Genomic DNA, 16,839 nt, shown 5'->3' on the forward strand with positions numbered 1-16,839 from the left:
GCTCCGCCATGACCACCGTTGCGATTCTGGGTTTTGACGACTCCTATGCCTCCGTTGTGGGAGGTTTTGCTGACATGCTTCAGGTTGCCAACGCGCACATGTCAAAACAGGGGATGCCACCGTCAGGTCTGTTTGAATGGCATTTCATATCGCAGAACGGGTTGCCTGTGCGCGCGAGCAATGGCCTCGAGCTTGGCATGCGGGCGCTGCCGAAGAACCAGCATTATGATTTGGTCTTTATTCCCAGCCTGCATTATCGCGGCTGGCAGCATTTCCAGGGCTTCCTGGAAAAACAGGGAGCGGTGCGTGACTGGCTGGTTAGCCAATGGCGAAATGGTGCATGGCTCTGTGCCAATTGCACGGGTACCTTCCTGCTTGCTGAGACGGGTTTGCTCGACAACAAAGTGGCGACGACCACTTGGTGGCTGGAGGGGCATTTCCGCAACAGATTCCCGAAGGTTGATCTGCAAATGCGTCCAGTGGTGACTGAATCTGAACGTCTGGTATGCGGTGGCGCACATGCCACATTTTTGTTGCAAGCGGTTCACGTGCTTAACAAATTCGCGGGAGAGGCCATCGCCAGGCAATGCGCCCGCAGCATGCTGATCGATTTGACCCAAACGACGCAGACACCTTTCCAGCCGCTTATCGCCGACAAGACCCACAATGATCCCTTGATTCAACGCGCGCAAAAGTGGCTTCAGGATCACTTGGCGGAACAGGTGCGCATGACAGACCTGGCGCAGAAGTTGGCCGTCAGCGAACGTACATTGATACGCCGCTTCAATAAGGTGCTTGAGCAGTCACCGCTCACCTATCTGCAGAACCTACGCGTTGATACGGCGCGAGCTTTACTGGAGGCTGGCGACCTGAGTACCGAGCGAATCGCTCACTATGTCGGTTACAGTGATATCAGCTCGTTTGCACGCCTGTTCCGTGAACGCGTTGGATTCACTCCGGGCGCTTATCGAGCCAGGTTTCAGTTACCCATGGAGGACTGACCAAGCACTGTCGCCAGCAGATCGCCTGACCCATTCGCTGCAAACCGCTACCCTCGCCTACCGTGCTGGCGAGGACGAAGAGTGCACGGGAGGTTTTCAGCAAGATTGCAAGGGATGGCTTGCCAAAAATGCGGCGACTCGCTCAATGACCTCGTCCGGCCGGGAATCAGCAAAAAAATGTCCGCCTACTATCGCAGAAGCCTCCATCATCGTGCAGCGATCCACCCAAGTGGCGGGTAAATCATAGTGCTTGGCCATCGCACCTGAGGCGCCATAGAGGATCAGCGCGGGCGCGGTGATGCGTCGTCCGGAATCGGACATGTCGTCTGCCAGATCCACAGTGAGTGCGGCGCGATAGTCGTTGCAAAACCCAGCGATCGTTGCCGGATCACGCCAGGCTTTCCGATACGCCGCCAGTTGGTCAGCATCAAAATCCTCCGGCCCTGCGGCACCCCAGCCGAAAAGGCAGCTCTCGAAAAAGAAATCGGGATCCGCCCCAATCATGCGCTCCGGAAAGGGTGCGGGCTGAGAAAGAAAAAACCAATGCCAGTAACTGTGGGCTATGTTCTTGCGCAGATCTGTCAGCATCACAGCCGTAGGAACGATGTCCATCAGCGTGACGCTCGCCACCACGTCTGGATGATCCAGTGTCATCCTGTATGCAGTGCGCGCGCCACGGTCGTGTCCCACAAGATGGAACCGTTCATGTCCGAGCACACGCATCAGTCCGACCTGATCCGCGGCCATGGCGCGAAATCCATAGTTTGACAGATCCGCTTGAAGCGGCGGCTTAGCCGATGCCCCATACCCACGCAAATCAGCACAGACAACCCGATAGCCACGCGCGACCAGCCCAGGTGCGATACGTGCCCAGAGCGCCATGGTCTGCGGAAACCCGTGGAGCATCAGGATGGGGTCGCCTTTACCCGCTGCAACACAGGCAATTTCCACATCGCCTACGGTAATTTGGTGCGTTTCGAAGTTTTCGAACATGGGGTCGTCTCGTTATTTCACCTTAACGATGACCTTGCCTTTTGCCCGACCGGTTTCAACATAAGCCAAGGCATCCGGGGTCGATTCGAATGGAAAAACCCGGTCCACCACCGGGCGTATGACACCGGAATCGATGAGCGCAGTAAGCTTACGCAACTGGTCACCGCTGGCTTTCATGTAAAGGAATGAATAGCTGACGCCACGGCGTTTAGCTTTTTTCCTGATCCCGTAACTCAACAGGCCCATGACCAGTTTCAGGAATCCGGACAATCCAGCGTTTTTCGCAAAATCAGCATCCGGTGGTCCAGAGATCGAGATGAGCTTTCCACCAGGCTTGAGTATGCGCAACGATTTCTCAAGTGTATCCGTGCCCAGGCTGTTCAAGACCACATCGTAATCGTGCAGGACCTTTTCGAAATCGTCTTTGCGGTAATCGATCACGATATCTGCACCGAGGTGCTTCACCCACTCAACATTCGCCGTGCTCGTGGTCGTCGCGACAGTCGCCCCCAGGTGCTTGGCCAGCTGAATGGCCAATGTTCCCACGCCACCGGAGCCCGCATGGATAAGCACCTTTTGACCTTTCTTCAGGTTCGCTTTTTCGACCAGCGCCTGCCAGGCCGTCAAGCCCACCAGAGGGATCGAAGCTGCTTCTTCCATTGTGAGACCTTTCGGCTTGATCGCCAGCGAGCCTTGATTGATCGCAATGAATTCAGCAAATGCACCGATTCGATCGTCATCTGGCCGCGCATAGACCTCGTCGCCCGGCTTGAATTGCTGCACTTGTGAGCCAACCCGCACGACGACCCCGGCCAAATCATTGCCCAGAATAAGCGGCATGCGGTAAGGCAAAATCATTTTGAACTCACCGTCCCTGATTTTTAAATCCAGAGGGTTCACACCCGCCGCATGAATCTGGACTAAAACGTCATCCTTGCCCAATTCAGGTTCTGGCATTTCGGTCGCCCGTAACGCAACTTTTTTTCCATAGCGTTCGATAATGAATGCTTTCATCGTACTTCCTTACTCCTGGCGTACCCAGGTCTGTGAACGCCCCAGCAGCGGCGTGCCAATGTAGCCGCGCACGCTGAGTTTTTTACCGTTGTCGATCAGGTGGACTTTACTGCTATAGACCTTGCCGTTATCCGGATCGAGGATTTCGCCATCGGTGTATTCTTCGCCGTCCTTGCGCAAACCGGTGAGAATGGTCAGGCCTACAATCGACGCATTCTTGTTCACGCCATCACATTTACCGCACTTCGGATTCTGGTCTTCGCTCGGGGCGGGAAACGCTTTTTCGATAACGCCCTTCAGAGTGCCATCGGACTCGGTGATTCGAATCAATGCCCTCGGCTTGCCACTGACGTCGTCGATGTTTTGCCACAGGCCAACCGGCGAATTGTCGTCTGCCCACAGTGCCGATGACATGACTGCTGCTGCCAGGGTGAGTCCGAAGACACCTGCTTTGAGCGTACGCATTGTCTGAATCCTCATGATTGAGCGAATTTTCTTGTCGGCCTGATGCCATTTTTCAGAGTATGAGATTGGCCCTGTGGCTCACGGCTATCGGATTGCGCTCGCTGTGTTCAGATCGCTTTCTGAGCAAGCTTCCAGTCGCGCCAGTAATATAACGCTGTTATTTGATTAACATAACGCCGTTATGGCAGTATTGCAACATGACCACTGATAACTCACTTCCTAATGCCCCCACCCGCCTCGTCGAGGCAACCATCCGTGTGCTTGCGACTAACGGCCCATCCGAAGTCAAGGCCCGTTCGGTAGCGAGCGAAGCCGGCCTGTCGACGATGGGGGTTTACACACACTTCGGCGGAGTGCCGGAACTTCTACAAGCAGTCGCTGACGAGGGATTCAAGCGGTTGGCTGCAGTCTTCAAGCGTGTGCCAATCACGGATGATCCGATAACGGACTTGTGTGCGATGCTCCTGGCTTGCCGAGACCTTGCACGAAGCAATCCCCATCTGTACGACTTAATGTTTGGTCTTTCGATTGACGGCAGATATAGCCCCTCACGAGGTACCATGAAATCGATTGCAGATGGGCAATCGGAAGCCTTCAAGGCGACATACGCGATTCTGATCAACGCGTGCGCTCGCTTGGTTGATGCCAAATGCGTTCGGAAAATCGATCCTGCCCTCATCGCGCCACAGCTGTGGAGTGCCGCGCATGGGTTCATCATGCTCGAACTCGCTGGCCACTTCGCAGGCACGGCCAATCCTGCTTCGCAGATCCTGGTAGCGACGTGTAACAACATTGTTGTCGGCTTGGGAGCGAAGCGCGAAAAAGTGGAATCTTCCACTGCTGGCGTAATTGCCGGGTAGGCAACTCCGCTAGAACCTTGAAAAAACCGCGCAACCCTGCAGTAACGCGCAGCGAACAGTATTTCAGTTCAAGTACGCAGCCACTCGGCATGTTCAGAGGTTGGGTCAACCGGTTCGCTCATGCAGAGAAGGAACCGGTCATGACAGATGCTCGTATGCTTTGCGGCTCAATGCTCATATGCGCAGCAGGATAGGGATCTGTATCGAGGCCACGCGCTGATTATCAGGATGGCTGAGCACGCCACTGGACGGTTTCGTAGCTACCGCCTCACCTCGCTCATGAACACCTTCGTTATTGCGGGCCTGTGGAATCTGCGCCATTGCGTACTCGGCGAGTGCCGTGATGGTCAGCGCAGGATTAACCCCAGGATTTGCAGGCATCGCAGCGCCGTCACAGACCAACATGTTCTGGTAACCAAAAACGTGTAGGTTCTGATCAATCACACCGCTTTGGGCATCGGCGCCGATCACGGCACCGCCCAGCACATGGGCTGTTGTCGGAATGTTGCCCAGCGCTTCCAGTACGTTGCTCTGGGCAATACCGCCGGTGTGCCTGGCCAACCATTGAGCCGCCTGGTTGCCCATCTCGATGTAAGTCGGATTTGGCTTGTCGCGATTCTGCTCGGTGACGAGGCGGTAGCCGCGACCCAGCCAACGCTTGCGGGGGCGAAGTGCGATCGCATTGTCCAATGTCTGCATCACCAGCAGCATCACCATGCGTCGGCTCCAGCCCCATGGCCATAGCGACTTGAGCCATCGCGCTGGGTGCAACACGATATTCCCCAGCCACTTCAGCGGCCGCGTCACGCGGTTACCCTTACCGACCAGCAACGTGCAAAGCAAACTGAGGAAGTCGGCGTTGCGACCGTAGGTGAGAAACTCGATGTGGGTATCCTGATCGACGTGCACACTGCTGCTGGCGGTAACATCGTTCCAGGTCTTGCGGTCCTCGGGCAAGCGCACGTTCAGAACCGATTCGCTGTTGGTGCGCACCAGTTCACCAAGGCGATCGCTGACCCGGGGCAACGAGCCGCCGTGCTTGCAGTTGGCCAATAATTCGTTGGTACCGAGAGCCCCGCCGGCGAAGATCACTCCGCGGGCGGTGTAAGTACGGCGATCACGAGTGAACCAGGCGCCGGGGCGCTGGGCGGTCACACGGTAACCGTCACTACCATCGGCTGCCCCGAGTGGGCTCACATCAACGACCTCACGCTCTGCCAATATCTGCACGCCGCGTTTCTCTGCGAACCACAGGTAGTTTTTCACCAGCGAGTTCACGGCACCGACGCGACATCCCACCATGCAGGCGCCGCAACGAATACACCCGGTACGGTCAGGCCCTTCCCCACCGAAATAGGGGTCCTTGACGGTTTTGCCCGGTTCGCCAAAGAACACTCCGGTGGGTGCTCGAGTGAATGTGTCTTCGGTTCCGAAGTGTTGCGCCATCTCCCGGGCCAGTTGCTGGTTCGTCGAGTCGAATGGCACCGTCTTTACCCCAAGCATGTGTTCGGCCGTATCGTAGTGAGGCTGCAATAGCCTTTCCCAGTGGCCGAGCTCCCGCCACTGCACGTTTTCGAAGAACTCTGGCTTGGCGCGGTACAACACACCGCCATACACGGTGCTGCCGCCACCGACACCTGACTGGCTGGGAAAAAAGACATGGCGAAACAGCGACATGCGCATGATGCCCTTCAAACCCAATGCGGGTGCCCACAGATACTTGTTGAACTGCCAGGCCGACTTGGGGAGGTCTTCGTCGCGATAGCGACGGCCGCGCTCGAGTACCCCGACGCGATAGCCTTTCTCCACGAGGCGCAGCGCCGAGACGCTGCCGCCAAATCCCGATCCGATCACCAGCCAGTCGAAGTCTGCGTTTTTCATGATGTGTCCCCTTCTACGTGCCGATTGCTTTGCGCCTAAAGTCCATCAGGTAATTACCTGTCAATCGACATATTCGGTCCACATCTTGCGCAGCCTCAGCTTGTCGACTTTGCCCACGGCATTCTTTGGCAGGCTGTCGATGATGTTGATCGTGGAAGGTCTTTTGTAACGGGTCAGCCGGTCAGTGCAGTGCTCGCTCAGGCCCTCCTGGGTACCGGCGAATCCCGCACGAAACGCGACATAGGCAACAACAATTTCGCCAAGGGTCTCGTGAGGGACACCAATCACTGCTGCTTCAAGAACCCCCGGAAATTCGAACAACACATCCTCGATCTCCTTCGGGTAGATGTTCTCGCCGCCGCGAATGATCATCTCTTTAAGGCGCCCGACGATGACCAGATAACCGTCTTCGTCGATCCGGCCAATGTCGCCGGTGTGCAGCCAGCCATCGACGATGGTCTTCGCTGTTTCCTCGGGCTTCCCAAGGTAACCACGCATGACGTTAGGACCTAGAACCAGCACCTCGCCAGTGGCGCCCTGCGGCAAATGCACACCGCTCGGGTCGGCGATTGCAATGCGTTGCCCGATGAAGGGCAGCCCGACCGTACCGACCTTGCGTAGGCTGTCGAAGGGGTTGATGGTCGAAGCGCACGTGCCTTCGGACAGGCCATATCCCTCAAGCAGCGGAAAACCGAAGCGAGCTTCAAATTTTTTCAGTAGTTCCGCCGATGCAGGCGCCGCGCCGCAGATGCCATACCGAAGACTGGAGGTATAAGGTTTTACCTCACGAGGTAACGCGTTAAGCATTGCGTAGATGGTTGGCACTGCAGAGAAGTACGTGGGTCGAAGCCACTCGACATCCTCAAAAAACGTGTCGACGTTGAAACGCTTGCGAATCGAAACCCGACCACCGCTTGATAGCGGGACGAGCGTGCTCACCACAATGCCGTTTACGTGAAAGAGTGGAAGTATCAATAAACAGTGGTCTGCTGCCGTGACCTTGAGTGAGTTTCGCCCCATTTCCGACATAGCCTCAATATTGGCGTGATCGAGCATCACGCCCTTCGGCAGGCCGGTAGTGCCACTGGTGTAGATCAACAGTGCCAGTGCGCCAGGCTCTTCAAAGGGTACGCCGGTGTAGGACGCCCCCGTTTCCAGAGTGGCAACAGGCAGGGACTGCAGATTCGGGACGATGACTTCGCCGCTGACGTTGATGAGCAGCTTCGCCCCCGAATCAACCAGTTGATGGGTTGCTTCCTTGCTGGTCAGCCCAGGATTGATCGGCGTGACCGCCGCCCCCAGACGCCAGGCGGCGAACATCGCCACTACAAACTCCACCTGGTTTGGCAACATGATGGCGACGACGTCTCCAACGCCTACCCCCCTATCCGCGAAGACTCCCGCCGCTGCGAGGACCCGGGAATGGAACTGCCGGTTAGTCAGATTGCTGCTGTCGTCAGCGATGCACAGACCATCAGGCTCTGACACCGCGCGTAAATCTGAAAGCTTGGAAAAACACATTATTGTTGTTCTCTCTGAAAAGTGACGAAAACGCTTGAATCAGTAGGTTGAAGAGCCGAGAAGATGTTTCGTCAGAAACTGGGTCTGATCCTTCACCAGTTCTTCGAACGCCTCGCCCATGTAGAACTCGAAATGCCCAGCGGAATAAAGCCTGGTCTCTCCATGCGGCGCCTTGCGCACCAGGGCAATCGTCTGTTCCGGTGGCGTGACGGTGTCAGTGGTGCTGACGCAAAACAGGATGGGAAACTTCACCTTGGAGGCGGAGCGTCCGGGTCGATAAGCCATGATCTCCGGGAGCACCCGCGCGGCGACGTGATTGACGAATACCATCCCTTTCGGCACCAAGGCCAGATAACCCGGCAGGGCATCATGGGCATTCATCAAGGCCGGCTGACCGGGAGCGGCAGCGATTGGCACCATCACTGGCGGACGACCCAGCAGCTTGGCCGCAAAATCACGCAAGAGCACCGGGGCTACCTGCAGCGATCCCTTCACACCCAGTGCGGCGGCGGAGGCCAGACCGTCGGTAAAGGGGCACTGACTGATGGCAGCCAGTAACTCGGGATGCCGACTGGCCACGGTGATCGCATGCCCTCCCCCAAACGAGCTTCCCCATACGGCAACCCGTCTCCCATCGACATCCGCGCAGCCTTTGACGAAGTCCAGCGCCGCATCCCAATCAGCAAGTTGCCGCTTCACAGACATCAACTGCCTGGGGCGACCACCACTGTCTCCGAAATAACGGTAGGTAAAGGCCAATGTAGCGATTCCCGCAGCGGCGAATCGCTCAGAAAAGGCGTCGAGGCGCATCTCGCGAACCGCACCGAGTCCGTGACCGAGTACTACAATCGGCGGTTTCTCTACTCCGACCGGCAGGTAGAGCCAGGCCGAACAGTAGGTTTCACCCGAGTCAAAGCGGATGTCTTGGCGAGTGAATAGGTAGGGAAGCTGTGACATTTGATTCATTTCGTGCCTCCCCCGCCTTGCAGGGGCAAGGAGCCTTGCGAGAGCGTTTGCTCGAAAATGGCCGGGCTGTAGAACGGCACATTGCCGTCGCGAACGGTGCGTTCAAGGTATTCGACCATTAGCGATTGCGCAGTCTCGGAAGGCGAGATCTTGATGAATTCGGTGCGCTCCATGTGCAACCCCTCATCGAGAGTGGCTGATCCGCCGAAGTACACAGCCCGCTTGATAGCCTCAATGGCACCCTTGGGTCGAGAGCCCAGATACCGGGCCAGCTCAATGGCTCGCTCAAGCAGCGCATCCGGAGCAACCACTTCGTCGATATAACCTATTTCGAGCGCTTTCTGTGGCGACACCGGCCTGCCTTCGAGCATCAGCATAAGCGCTCGATGGGCACCGACCAGCCGTGGTAATCGCTGAGTGCCCCCGCCACCGGGAAGGATTCCAAGAAGCACCTCTGGCTGCCCGATGAAGAAATCGCCATCCGCCATCAGGCGGGCGTCGCAGGCTAGCGCGAGTTCGCTGCCCAGCCCCAGCGCAGACCCGTTCAGAGCGGCGATGAAGATGACGCCGCTGCGGTTCATCCGCAGAAAAGTGTCGTGCAGCTTGTCAAGCTGCATCCCGCCCTCCAGCGGTGTCAGAGACGCAGCTGCCGCCAAAGGCGGAACTCCGCGAACGCTCTTTGCAGTTCGAGCGATAGCCGAGGCAGCAGTGCGCCCGACCGACGGGATACTCTTTCCACCTTCCTGCAGCCAACGAACGTCTGCATGACCGATGAAACGCTCAGGATGAGTTCCGGTGAGCACCACCGCTTTTACCGCGGTATCGGACTCTAGCTTGTCCAATAGCTCCGAAAGCTCATTGGCCATCTCCAACCCCATCAGCCCGTGTGGACCTCCATCCAGCCGCGCAACCAGGACAGAGCCTCGGGGCTCCACTTCAAGGTGCTCGGGCGGCGTATGCGTCTTCGTCATCTCTTAGATCCTCCGGGACAAGCGTGGAGAGCAAGCGCGCCCCCCATCATTAGCCTCCGGACAGTCATCAAATCAGCCGGAGGAACAAAATAACACTGTTATGAAGCAAACATAACACTGTTATATTACCGTCGCAATATGTACTCTTATGGCTCGCCCCCCCCCCCCCCCGAGTAATGCACCAACCAGCACCTGAAGGGAACTTCATAAAATGAAACCGCACATCACTGTGGTACAGATTAATCCGGCCACCAGGAATCCGTCTGAATCCCCTCTTCCAGAATGGAGGCCCGCAATCCTCGTCACAGGCGCTGCTTCCGGAATCGGTCGTGCCTGCGCTGAGTTGTTTGCGCTGCGCGGTTGGTTCGTTGGTCTATACGATATTGATTCAGAGGGTGTCGCCGCGGTCGCCGCGACCTTGGGAGAGGGAAACGCCATCTCTGGAGCTCTCAACGTAAGCGATCCTGCAGCATGGGAACGGGTACTTACGGATTTCTGGGCGCAAAGCGGCCAGCGGCTTGACGTGCTGCTCAATAATGCGGGGATTCTCACAGCCGGGCAGTTTGAAGCCGTTCCGTTGACCAGACACCATGCAATGCTTGACGTGAACGTTCTGGGAATGATCACCGGCTGCCACAGCGCCTTCCAATACCTGCGAGGGACGCCCTCCTCTCATGTCATCAATATGGCCTCGGCCACCGCAATCTATGGCCAGCCTGAACTGGCAACCTACTCGGCGACCAAGTTCGCCGTGCGCGGATTCACCGAAGGGCTCGACCTCGAATGGAGCAAGTTCGGCATCCGCGTGAGTGATATCTGGCCGAGCTTCGTAAAGACCGCAATGGCTGATGATTACGGTCGTATCCCCAGCGCCAAATCGCTGGGCATTCGGCTCACACCACATGACGTCGCATCCACGGTATGGGCTTGCGCGACGGCAAAACGATGCATCCACAAACCCCACTGGACTGTCGGTCTGCAAGCCGGATTTCTAGCGATCGCCACTCGTCTCGCGCCGCCGGCCCTCAGCCGCTGGATCGTCCAACGCATTGCGCGATAAAGGAGAGGTTTACGACTCTCGAAAACGAACCAGGACGAGACATCCGAAAGCGCGACCGGCCAGGCCCGGATCAACATCGCTTTCCATCAGGATTCCGATGCACATTGCCTACAATGGAGCTGCCACCAAAAATGAAAGGCTTCAACTGGATCGATGAACTGAGCCCTCAAGTACGGGATACCGTTCTGCGATGCGCTCATCCAAGAACCGTTGCCGATTCGAAGATCCTGTATCAAAACGGCGATCGTGTAACAGAAATTTTCCAGATCGTTTCTGGGGCCATCCGCAAATGCATTCTCACCGAGGATGGCCAGGAGGTTCTGCTCTATGTCTACGGACCCGGCGACATAGTAGCCGATGCTCCCGTGACTGATGACGAGCCTTCCCCCGTCACGCTGACTACCCGGGGAGAAACCAAATTGAGGGTCTGGTCGGCGAGTGACTTGAAACTGCTGCGCGAACAGCATCATGAAGTTGAAACGGCACTCGCATGCCAGATCAACCGCCGCTTGCGGGTAGCACTTCAGTTGATCGAGGAGCTGCTGACCTTGCCGGTCGCGGCGAGAATCGCGTCCCGCTTTGCTCAACTCAGTGACCTGCAGAAGCCTTCTGATCGAGGGATCGATTTACTGCTTTCTCAAGTAGATATAGGCCTCATGGTTGGAAGCACACGCCAAAGCGTCAATCGAGTGGTCAACGAACTGAGAGGGCTGGGCCTGATAGAGCCGCTCTACGGCAAGATCATTATCAAGGACCTGCCAGGGCTGAACCGTTACGTTCGAGAGCATCACCGCTTGAACGAACGATAGCCTACACAATGTAAGCCGGAATCAGAGAAGGTTACTGCTATCAGTGGCTTTCAAAAAATGGGGCGACGTAAAGGGACGTGGCTCCTTTCCGTCACCCCAAAACCTTGAGGCGAGGGTCTTGTTAAACGACCTAGACGACCTCGAATAACCCCGCTGCGCCCATACCGCCGCCGATGCACATCGACACCACTACAAACTTCACTCCTCGACGTTTGCCCTCGAGCAGTGCGTGCCCAACAAGGCGCGCGCTAGTCATGCCATAGGGATGACCAATCGAAATGCTTCCACCGTTGACGTTATAGTGCGCAGGATTATTGAGTGGCGCTTCCGAGACCGATGGTAGGAGACCCTAGAGTTCAACAACGTCGTCCAGAAGACATTGTTGTGTTTTTTTTCTATCACTCAGCTGTAGGAGATCCAATCACTCAGAAGCGAAATGAAAAATAGCTTACACAATGTAATCTGGAAGACGTTTCCTCCCAATAACGCACCCTACCATCAACTCCGTAAGCGCCATTGCCATAACAATAATCCAGGCGCTACCGGAGATCTCTTATGTATGCACCAACGCTCGTCACTATCCCTCGTCCCCCCGTCCCACCGACGTCTCATCGCACAGCCCATTTTTTACCCACCAATCTGTCAAGACCGCCAATGCCGCCATCGCTGATCTAGAGCCCCTTGTGAGCCTTGGACAGCATGAAGATGAGCACTCATTACGGTTACATCAGATCCGCTTCTTTGCACCTGTGCACGACGGAAAACGTGATCGCCTCAAAGTGGTGATGAGCCACGCTGTCACCCTGTTCGGAGTAAAAGCAGTGAACAAGATTATTCTCCAAAGCACTTTCGTACTGACCGCCTGCGCGTTTTGCGCCACCGCTGTTGCCAATGGCTTGGCCGTCAACGAGCAAAGCGCCAGCGGCGCCGGCACTGCCTATGCCGGCCGCGCCTCAACGGCGCTGGATGCCAGCACTGTCTATGGCAACCCCGCCGGCCTGAGCAAGCTCAAGCGCACCGAGGTCAGTGGCGGTTTTGCGGTAATCAGTGCCAAGGTCAATATTAGTGACGCTCAGAGCAGTGCCTCGGGTAGCAACAAAGGCGACTCAGTACCACTGGTTACGGTGCCTTTCGGTTACTTCTCTACGCCGATCAATCAGGACTTCACCTTCGGAATGGGTATTTATGTCCCCCAAGGCCTGGTCAACGATTATGAACGCAACTTCCAAGGCCGCTATCATGGCTCCTATAGCAAGGTACAGGTGATCACCTTGCAGCCGACTCTCGCTTATCGTATCAACGAGCGCATCACCATCGGCGGCGGTCCAACCATCAATCGCATAGAAGGCGATCTGCAGAGCGAACTGGCCACCGGCGCACTGAATGCCGGCACAGACACCCAGATCAAGATCAAGGGCGACGATACCGCACTCGGCTACAACGTTGGTCTGATGGTCGATCTGAGTGACGCCACCACCTGGGGCATTACTTACCATTCCAAGGTCGACTACCACCTCACAGGCCATACTGAAGTGAGCGACTCTCCGAGCGCGTTCGGCCTGAACGGCAAGTACAAGACATCGATGGATGCGACCCTTCCGGAGTCGGTGAATACCTCTTTCACTCATCGCTTCAACGAACGTTGGACCGGTTACCTGGGTACCACCTGGACGCGCTGGAGCCGTCTGCCAAAGCTCGAGGCAAAGAATAAAGGTGTGCCAGCGCTCGGGCAGCAACTCGGTTTTGACACCATTGGCGAAGAGCTGAACTGGCACGATACTTTCTCGGTGGCAGTGGGTGCATCCTATCAGCTTGATAAGCAGTGGGTGCTGCGTGCGGGCTTTGCCTATGATCCGTCACCGACCACCAATGCAGACCGGGAAGTGCGCATTCCTGTAGGCAATCGCCGAGCCCTGACCTTGGGAGCCGGTTACTCACCCAACGAGGATCTCACCGTCGATCTCGCCTACGCCTACCTGTGGGAAGGCAGCAGTTCGGTTAGCCAGGCCAACACCTCCGGACTCCAGCCAGCCTACAGCGCCAAGTACGAGAACAGCGCCAACGGCCTGGTGGCGCAACTGACGTATCGTTTTTGAGTCCAGCACACCGCTCTATCTGACATGGGTTGGCTCTTGATAAGCAAACCCATGTCAGCGTGCGGCCCAGCACGTGTAAAAACACATCCAATCTCATCGCGCAAATGCCAGACATAACTGAAGGCTTGTTCGGCAGGTGAAAGCCGCCCTATGAGCCATCAGTGATGTCGCCTTCCCGGACAACGCCCTCAGCAATCTCGAGACTATATTTTTCGTATAGTATTAAAGCTATATAATATGTATAGTTTGATCAATGGAGCCTCCCAACCAACTCAGGCAGTGAGCAATACATGACAACGGCTGTGAGATCAGCGGCAAAAGGCGCGGAAACGCTGCCCCCTTTCCATTGGGGGGCGGTGCGGTTAGCGGCGCTGCCAGAGGGCAAAATTTCTGGCCTTGAACTGCTGGAGAATTTCCAGCTTGGCTATCGGCTACCGCATTGCGCCGCGTATCGGCTGAGCGGAATATGTACAATGAGACATGACAAACAAAACCTACGGTCAACTCTGCCCAATAGCCCGGTCGCTGGACGTACTGGGAGATCGCTGGACGCTGCTCTTGATTCGCGAGTTCCTGTTGGGTCCGAAGCGATTCAAAGACCTGCTCGCGATTCTGCCTGCAATGGGTACAAACCGGCTGTCCGAACGCCTGGCCATGCTGGTGCAGAACGGCGTCATTCAACAAGTTACGCTACGCACGCCCCCAGCTACGCCAGCTTACGAGCTGACGGCTTTGGGCGAGCAACTACGCAAGCCAGTGCTCGCGCTGGGATTCTGGGGACTGGGTCTGCCGATCGACGAGCGCATCGATCCGGCCAGTGCTCGTGCGGAGCTCATAGCACTTTGCCTGACAGGCTCGAACGATTCGGCGGCGAGCGCAGGCTTACAGGAGTTGTACGAGTTCCAGGTGGAAGCAGAGGTCTTCCATGTTCAAGTAAACGACGGGAACCTGTTGGCGCGGTCTGGGCCGAGCGCAGAGCCCACCGACGTCAAGATACAGTGCGACATGGAAACCTTCATCGCGCTGGTCCTACGCCAGATCACTCCAACGCGTGCGCTTCGCGAAGGGCACGTAAAGCTGCTGCAAGGGGATCGTCCAGCGTTTACGCGAGTGTTCAAAGTACTCGAGTACAAGCCCTAAGACCGCAAGCCCTCCCCCTCCTTCCCTCGCATCATGCGAGTCGGGGGATGGCAGGCCTGAATGAACGGGTCGTTTCCAGCCCTGTATACCGTGGAGCAAATCAACTCCGCCCGGGTACCCACCGCCACCTCATTACCCGTGCTCAGCCCGCCGTGTTAGACGCGCACGCGCAACCCGGTCTTGGCTGCGAGCCGTACCTCTTTTCCTTTACCTATCCGAATCCGAATCCGATGTTGCCCGGTGGTGAGCCTGTGCTCGTCATACGGCAGACAACCCTCTCAGTAGTGCCTGTCCTGTAACTAGTGTCCGAAGCACCATTACAAAAATAAGGAGACGCAGCATGACCAGTTTTTTCACACCTGAAGGCGGTGCTCGCCTGAGCCGCACGCAATGAGTCCATCTTTCGATTTCGACTACATCGTTATCGGCTCCGGATTCGGTGGCAGCGTGTCCGCCTTCCGGTTGACCGAAAAGGGCTATCGCGTTGGCGTAATGGAGATGGGCCGACGCTGGACGGCTGAGGATTTCCCCTCATCCAATTGGGATGCGCGTCGCTGGATGTGGCGACCCGGACTGAAAATGTTCGGCTTCTACAACATGCGCCTGTTCCGTCACGTGATGATCGTCAGCGGCAACGCAGTCGGTGGCGGATCCATCACCTATGCCAACGCCTTGCTGACACCGCGCGATAGCGTATGGAATGAGGGTTCCTGGGCCGGCCTGGTGGACTGGAAACGAATCATGCCGCAGTACTACGCCACGGCGGAGAAGATGCTGGGCGTGACAGAGAGCAAGATCATGGGCGAGGCTGATCTACGCCTCAAGAAAATGGCGGATTTGCAAGGCGTGGGCCATACGTTTCACGCCCCCCGCGTAGGGGCCTTCTTTGCTCCCGACGGTGAAGCAGGCGGCAAGAGCTACCCGGATCCCTACTTCGAGGGTGAGGGCCCGGAGCGAGGGACTTGCACCGGTTGCGGTGGCTGCATGATGGGTTGCAAGCACAACGCCAAGAACACACTCGACAAGAATTACCTTTATCTCGCAGAAAAACGTGGCGCCCAGGTTTTTGCCGAAACCAGGGTGGTGGACGTGCGGCCGCTCAACGGAAAGGAGGATGGCAGTGACGGCTATGAAGTCCTCACTGAGTGCTCGACCACCTGGTTCGACAAGCAGCGCCGCAGCTTTCGCTGCCGCGGCGTGGTCTTCGCCGCGTCGTCGTTGGGCACGATGGAATTGTTGTTCCGGCTCAAGCAAAACGGGTCGTTGCCGCGCATCAGCGACGACCTCGGAAAACGTGTGCGCACCAATGCAGAATCCCTTATCGGCGTACGCTTCCCGGCAGCGGACAAGAGCATGTCGCCGGGACTGGCGGGGGGTGGCAGCATCTATCTCGATGAGCGCACACATATCGGAGTCGTGCGCTACCCGGAAGGCTCGGACGCCATTGGCCTCATGATGACCTTGCTGTGCGGCGGGCGCCCGGGATGGACGCGAATATTGACCTGGCTGTGGACGCTGCTCAAACATCCGCTGCAAGCATTGCTCGTGCACAACCCCGCCGGTTTCGCCCGTCAGACCATGTTATTGCTGGTGATGCAGACAGTGGACGCGTCGCTCAACATGCGGCTCAAGCGTCGCTGGTTTTGGCCGTTCGCAAAACAGCTCGCCAGCGAGGGTGGCCCCATCCCAACCTTCATTCCAGAGGCGAACGCGTTTGCCGAAAAGGGCGCAAAAGCGCTCGGTGGCATACCGACCACCTTTCTGTCCGAGATCTTATTCAACATCCCGACCACGGCCCACTGCATGGGCGGCTGTGCGATGGCGGACTCGCCGGAACGCGGCGTGATGGACGTACAGAACCGGGTCTTCGGCTATCAGAACTTGCTGGTTTGCGATGGCTCGATGCTCAGCGCCAATCTCGGGGTTAATCCAAGCCTGACGATTACCGCGCTGACCGAGCATGCCATGTCGTACATCCCATTGAAAAACACGCAATCCCGGCGGGTATCGGACTCCATCCCGCTGCACACCCTTCAATCATGAAACAGCCCTTATTGAGAAC

General features: G+C 56.9%; 14 protein-coding genes and 1 pseudogene. 7 read left to right on the plus strand and 8 right to left on the minus strand.

Annotation, left to right across the window (positions count from 1 at the left end):
• Positions 1 to 8: 8 nt before the first annotated feature.
• Positions 9 to 1,001 carry a GlxA family transcriptional regulator gene (locus ACMXYI_RS23805; protein ID WP_415769346.1) on the plus strand — a complete coding sequence of 331 codons (993 nt, stop codon included), beginning with the start codon at positions 9 to 11 and terminating at the stop codon, positions 999 to 1,001.
• Positions 1,002 to 1,097: 96 nt separating this feature from the next.
• Here the strand turns inward: ACMXYI_RS23805 and ACMXYI_RS23810 are convergent, their stop codons facing one another.
• The 3 genes from ACMXYI_RS23810 to ACMXYI_RS23820 are packed head-to-tail and all read right to left on the minus strand — an operon-like array spanning position 1,098 to position 3,473.
• The gene (locus tag ACMXYI_RS23810; RefSeq protein WP_415769347.1) at positions 1,098 to 1,994 is read right to left on the minus strand and encodes an alpha/beta fold hydrolase; all 897 of its coding nucleotides are present in this window, start codon (positions 1,992 to 1,994) and stop codon (positions 1,098 to 1,100) included.
• 12 nt (positions 1,995 to 2,006) lie between these two features.
• The gene (locus tag ACMXYI_RS23815; protein ID WP_415769348.1) at positions 2,007 to 3,008 is read right to left on the minus strand and encodes an NADP-dependent oxidoreductase; all 1,002 of its coding nucleotides are present in this window, start codon (positions 3,006 to 3,008) and stop codon (positions 2,007 to 2,009) included.
• A gap of 9 nt (positions 3,009 to 3,017) precedes the next feature.
• Positions 3,018 to 3,473 (minus strand): DUF2147 domain-containing protein, encoded by a 456-nt coding sequence (locus ACMXYI_RS23820; protein WP_415769349.1) that lies wholly within the window; start codon positions 3,471 to 3,473, stop codon positions 3,018 to 3,020.
• Between the two features lie 197 nt (positions 3,474 to 3,670).
• On the opposite strand from ACMXYI_RS23820, the gene ACMXYI_RS23825 reads away from it, so the two are divergent.
• Positions 3,671 to 4,333 (plus strand): TetR/AcrR family transcriptional regulator, encoded by a 663-nt coding sequence (locus ACMXYI_RS23825; RefSeq protein ID WP_415769350.1) that lies wholly within the window; start codon positions 3,671 to 3,673, stop codon positions 4,331 to 4,333.
• Between the two features lie 174 nt (positions 4,334 to 4,507).
• Here ACMXYI_RS23825 and ACMXYI_RS23830 read toward each other — a convergent pair whose 3' ends face one another.
• Genes ACMXYI_RS23830 through ACMXYI_RS23845 form a run of 4 tightly spaced genes read right to left on the minus strand, consistent with a single transcriptional unit; the run spans position 4,508 to position 9,672 of the window.
• A complete protein-coding gene (locus ACMXYI_RS23830) occupies positions 4,508 to 6,214 on the minus strand; it encodes a GMC oxidoreductase (RefSeq protein WP_415769351.1) in 1,707 nt (568 codons plus the stop codon).
• Between the two features lie 60 nt (positions 6,215 to 6,274).
• Positions 6,275 to 7,735 carry a class I adenylate-forming enzyme family protein gene (locus ACMXYI_RS23835; RefSeq protein WP_415769352.1) on the minus strand — a complete coding sequence of 487 codons (1,461 nt, stop codon included), beginning with the start codon at positions 7,733 to 7,735 and terminating at the stop codon, positions 6,275 to 6,277.
• A 39-nt stretch (positions 7,736 to 7,774) separates the two neighbouring features.
• Positions 7,775 to 8,701 carry an alpha/beta hydrolase gene (locus ACMXYI_RS23840; RefSeq protein WP_415769353.1) on the minus strand — a complete coding sequence of 309 codons (927 nt, stop codon included), beginning with the start codon at positions 8,699 to 8,701 and terminating at the stop codon, positions 7,775 to 7,777.
• Positions 8,698 to 9,672, minus strand: coding sequence for an enoyl-CoA hydratase/isomerase family protein (locus ACMXYI_RS23845; RefSeq protein WP_415769354.1), 975 nt, complete (start codon positions 9,670 to 9,672; stop codon positions 8,698 to 8,700). Before ACMXYI_RS23845 ends, ACMXYI_RS23840 begins: the two co-directional genes overlap by 4 nt.
• A gap of 211 nt (positions 9,673 to 9,883) precedes the next feature.
• On the opposite strand from ACMXYI_RS23845, the gene ACMXYI_RS23850 reads away from it, so the two are divergent.
• Together ACMXYI_RS23850 and ACMXYI_RS23855 are read left to right on the plus strand one after the other, a co-directional pair.
• Positions 9,884 to 10,732 (plus strand): SDR family oxidoreductase, encoded by an 849-nt coding sequence (locus ACMXYI_RS23850; protein WP_415769355.1) that lies wholly within the window; start codon positions 9,884 to 9,886, stop codon positions 10,730 to 10,732.
• Between the two features lie 131 nt (positions 10,733 to 10,863).
• A complete protein-coding gene (locus ACMXYI_RS23855; RefSeq protein WP_305489990.1) occupies positions 10,864 to 11,541 on the plus strand; it encodes a Crp/Fnr family transcriptional regulator in 678 nt (225 codons plus the stop codon).
• Positions 11,542 to 11,671: 130 nt separating this feature from the next.
• On the opposite strand, the pseudogene ACMXYI_RS23860 reads toward ACMXYI_RS23855, so the two are convergent.
• A pseudogene (locus tag ACMXYI_RS23860) lies at positions 11,672 to 11,854 on the minus strand (acetyl-CoA C-acyltransferase); the annotation flags it as partial.
• Positions 11,855 to 12,326: 472 nt separating this feature from the next.
• Here ACMXYI_RS23860 and ACMXYI_RS23865 point away from each other — a divergent pair.
• The 3 genes from ACMXYI_RS23865 to ACMXYI_RS23875 all read left to right on the plus strand — a co-directional run bounded on the left by ACMXYI_RS23865 (position 12,327) and on the right by ACMXYI_RS23875 (position 16,820).
• Positions 12,327 to 13,637, plus strand: coding sequence for an outer membrane protein transport protein (locus ACMXYI_RS23865; protein ID WP_415773961.1), 1,311 nt, complete (start codon positions 12,327 to 12,329; stop codon positions 13,635 to 13,637).
• Positions 13,638 to 14,117: 480 nt separating this feature from the next.
• The gene (locus tag ACMXYI_RS23870; protein ID WP_415769356.1) at positions 14,118 to 14,777 is read left to right on the plus strand and encodes a winged helix-turn-helix transcriptional regulator; all 660 of its coding nucleotides are present in this window, start codon (positions 14,118 to 14,120) and stop codon (positions 14,775 to 14,777) included.
• A 390-nt stretch (positions 14,778 to 15,167) separates the two neighbouring features.
• Positions 15,168 to 16,820, plus strand: coding sequence for a GMC oxidoreductase (locus ACMXYI_RS23875; RefSeq protein WP_415769357.1), 1,653 nt, complete (start codon positions 15,168 to 15,170; stop codon positions 16,818 to 16,820).
• The last annotated feature ends 19 nt before the right edge of the window (positions 16,821 to 16,839 follow it).

Source organism: Pseudomonas lyxosi, assembly GCF_047758685.1.
In the GTDB taxonomy this organism is placed as follows: Bacteria; Pseudomonadota; Gammaproteobacteria; order Pseudomonadales; family Pseudomonadaceae; genus Aquipseudomonas; species Aquipseudomonas lyxosi.

What these genes read in the sequence shown, in the direction of transcription:
- ACMXYI_RS23805 (WP_415769346.1), top strand. Translation starts at nt 9, where the DNA reads ATGACCACCGTTGCGATTCTGGGTTTTGACGACTCCTATGCCTCCGTT.
- ACMXYI_RS23810 (WP_415769347.1), bottom strand. Translation starts at nt 1,994, where the DNA reads ATGTTCGAAAACTTCGAAACGCACCAAATTACCGTAGGCGATGTGGAA.
- ACMXYI_RS23815 (WP_415769348.1), bottom strand. Translation starts at nt 3,008, where the DNA reads ATGAAAGCATTCATTATCGAACGCTATGGAAAAAAAGTTGCGTTACGG.
- ACMXYI_RS23820 (WP_415769349.1), bottom strand. Translation starts at nt 3,473, where the DNA reads ATGCGTACGCTCAAAGCAGGTGTCTTCGGACTCACCCTGGCAGCAGCA.
- ACMXYI_RS23825 (WP_415769350.1), top strand. Translation starts at nt 3,671, where the DNA reads ATGACCACTGATAACTCACTTCCTAATGCCCCCACCCGCCTCGTCGAG.
- ACMXYI_RS23830 (WP_415769351.1), bottom strand. Translation starts at nt 6,214, where the DNA reads ATGAAAAACGCAGACTTCGACTGGCTGGTGATCGGATCGGGATTTGGC.
- ACMXYI_RS23835 (WP_415769352.1), bottom strand. Translation starts at nt 7,735, where the DNA reads ATGTGTTTTTCCAAGCTTTCAGATTTACGCGCGGTGTCAGAGCCTGAT.
- ACMXYI_RS23840 (WP_415769353.1), bottom strand. Translation starts at nt 8,701, where the DNA reads ATGAATCAAATGTCACAGCTTCCCTACCTATTCACTCGCCAAGACATC.
- ACMXYI_RS23845 (WP_415769354.1), bottom strand. Translation starts at nt 9,672, where the DNA reads ATGACGAAGACGCATACGCCGCCCGAGCACCTTGAAGTGGAGCCCCGA.
- ACMXYI_RS23850 (WP_415769355.1), top strand. Translation starts at nt 9,884, where the DNA reads ATGAAACCGCACATCACTGTGGTACAGATTAATCCGGCCACCAGGAAT.
- ACMXYI_RS23855 (WP_305489990.1), top strand. Translation starts at nt 10,864, where the DNA reads ATGAAAGGCTTCAACTGGATCGATGAACTGAGCCCTCAAGTACGGGAT.
- ACMXYI_RS23865 (WP_415773961.1), top strand. Translation starts at nt 12,327, where the DNA reads ATGAGCCACGCTGTCACCCTGTTCGGAGTAAAAGCAGTGAACAAGATT.
- ACMXYI_RS23870 (WP_415769356.1), top strand. Translation starts at nt 14,118, where the DNA reads ATGACAAACAAAACCTACGGTCAACTCTGCCCAATAGCCCGGTCGCTG.
- ACMXYI_RS23875 (WP_415769357.1), top strand. Translation starts at nt 15,168, where the DNA reads ATGAGTCCATCTTTCGATTTCGACTACATCGTTATCGGCTCCGGATTC.